The 2,025-nt window shown below is 70.2% G+C and carries 4 protein-coding genes; all 4 read right to left on the minus strand.

What is annotated here, in order from left to right; translation table 11 throughout:
* On the minus strand, nt 1–238 hold a 238-nt coding region (locus tag VG296_RS12825; RefSeq protein WP_325565901.1), incomplete at its 3' end, for a helix-turn-helix domain-containing protein.
* Entirely contained in the window at nt 235–1,065 is an 831-nt protein-coding gene (locus tag VG296_RS12830) for a fumarylacetoacetate hydrolase family protein (RefSeq protein ID WP_325565902.1), read from the minus strand. The genes VG296_RS12830 and VG296_RS12825, both read right to left, overlap by 4 nt.
* A 31-nt stretch (nt 1,066–1,096) precedes the next feature.
* Nucleotides 1,097–1,546 carry a nuclear transport factor 2 family protein gene (locus VG296_RS12835; RefSeq protein ID WP_325565903.1) on the minus strand — a complete coding sequence of 150 codons (450 nt, stop codon included), beginning with the start codon at nt 1,544–1,546 and terminating at the stop codon, nt 1,097–1,099.
* A partial coding sequence (locus VG296_RS12840) for a VOC family protein (RefSeq protein WP_325565904.1) occupies nt 1,540–2,025 on the minus strand: 486 nt, incomplete at its 5' end. The genes VG296_RS12835 and VG296_RS12840, both read right to left, overlap by 7 nt.

Raw genomic sequence — 2,025 nt, forward strand, 5'->3', positions numbered from 1 at the left:
GTTCGTCCGCGCGTGGTTTGTGCAGGTCGACTATCTCGGCCAGCATCTCCTGCAGGACGGCGAGATACAGACCGCGTTTGTCCTTGAAGTGGTAGAACAGCAAGCCGTGTGCGACGCCGGCCGCCTCGGCGATCTCCTGGATGTAGATCTCGTCATAAGGCTTGCGGGCGAACAGATCGGCCGCGACAGCGACAAGGGCCGCCCGGCGCTGCCCGCGCGCCCGCTTCTCGGAACTCATCCTGGCAGCCCTCCCGCTGTCACCGCGTTGTGCAGTTCCCCGATGCCGTCGATGGCCACCGCGACAGTATCGCCGGCCTTCAGGTAGGTCCCGGACGCGAGCCCGACCCCGGCGGGCGTCCCGGTGAGGATGACGTCCCCCGGTGCCAGCGTGATCGTGGCGGAGACCGCCTCGATGATCTCGGCCACCGAGAACAGCATGTCGCTGGTCCGGCCTTTCTGCCGTGGCTCACCGTTCACGTGCGTGGTGATGGTGAGGTCGAGCGGCTGCGTGAACTCGTCCGGCGTCACCACGACCGGCCCCATCGGCTTGAAGGCCGGAAACGTCTTGCTGCGCTGGATCACCGGCAGGTCGACCACGGATCCGTCGCGCATGCCCCGGAACTGGACGTCACGGGCCGACACGTCGTTGGCGACGGCCAGCCCGCCCACGTGGTGCCACGCGTCGGCGTTGCGGATGTCCCGGCCATCGGTCCCGATGACGACGGCGAGTTCGGCCTCGTAGTCGACGTATCCGGGCGCCTCGGCGGGCAGCACGATGGGCGAGCCGTGCGCGGTGAAGAAGTCGCGCCCGGCCGGCACCGTGAAGAACTGCGGCGCGGCCGGCATGACGATGCCGGCCTCGGCGACGTGGTCCCGGTAGTTCGCGCCGACCACGACGACCGTGGCCGGCGCGGACACCGGCGCGAGGAGCGTGACCGAGCCGGGAGCCACCCGGTCGGTCACCCTCGCGGTGCGCGCACGGGCAATGTCTTCTGCCAGCAGGCTTCCGACGTCCGGGTGGGGAAGGTCCAGCAGGAGCAGCGCGTCGCCATCGCCACGGGCCAATCCCCGGGTCGTGCGGTACAGGCGCATCACCTCACCGGCTTCCGGCGAGGATCGTGATGCGGCGTGCGGCGATGCGCCACGCGCCGTCCGCGCTACGGGTGAGCACGTCCCGGACATGGCTCAGCGCGCGCGGCCCCGGGCTCGTCGACCGATCGTCGCCCAGCACGTAGAGCTGCAGATGACAGTCCGACTCGGCCCGGTCGGGGCCGGTGAACCGGAACGCCGACGGCGCCAGGACGTGCACGGTCGTCCTGGCCGCGGCCTCCCGGTCTCGCATCGCACCGTGAATGTCCGGGCCGCGGAGCGTCACGTCACCGGCCGGTTTCGTCGCGTCCGACAGCGTCAGCGTCCCGTCGACCGTGTACAGCCTGGCCGCCTGGGTCGCGTGCCCGTCGTCGATCAGCTGGAACGACGCTCGCACGACGTCCGCGCAGGCGAGGCGAGCCGCCACATCGGTCGCGCTGCCGGCGGCGGTCACCATGTCGGCGCGGCCAGTTCGGCGGCGGGTTCGCCGGCGCGCAGCCGGGTGAGCATCGACTCGGGGTCGAACGCCTCGCCCACAGGGTTGTTCGCGAAACTCTCGGACTCCAGGAACGCCGTGCCCGCTTCCGGAGTGTCGAAGTTGTCGATCTGCAGCTCGATCTGGTTGCCGTCCGGGTCGGCGTAGTACATCGAAGTGGTCGGCCCGTGGTTGATCGCCACGACCGGCAGCACCGAATCGTTCTTCAGCCGCTCCCAGTTCTCCAGCAGGTCCTGCAGCGTGCGATACGTGAAGGCGATGTGGGCGAGCCCGCGGGGCGGCAACGCCGCGATCTCCTCGAGCGACAGCACGGCCGGACTGTCTCCGATCAGCGATCCGGCGCCCGCCGCCCGCATGGCCACCGGGTCGGCGATGGCGATCCGGTGGTGCTCCTCGTCGTAGGTGAGGAACACCATCCCCGGCGCCTCGTGCACGACCCG

The sequence above is a fragment of the Actinospica sp. genome (genome assembly GCF_035552695.1).
In the GTDB taxonomy this organism is placed as follows: domain Bacteria; phylum Actinomycetota; class Actinomycetes; order Streptomycetales; family Catenulisporaceae; genus Actinospica.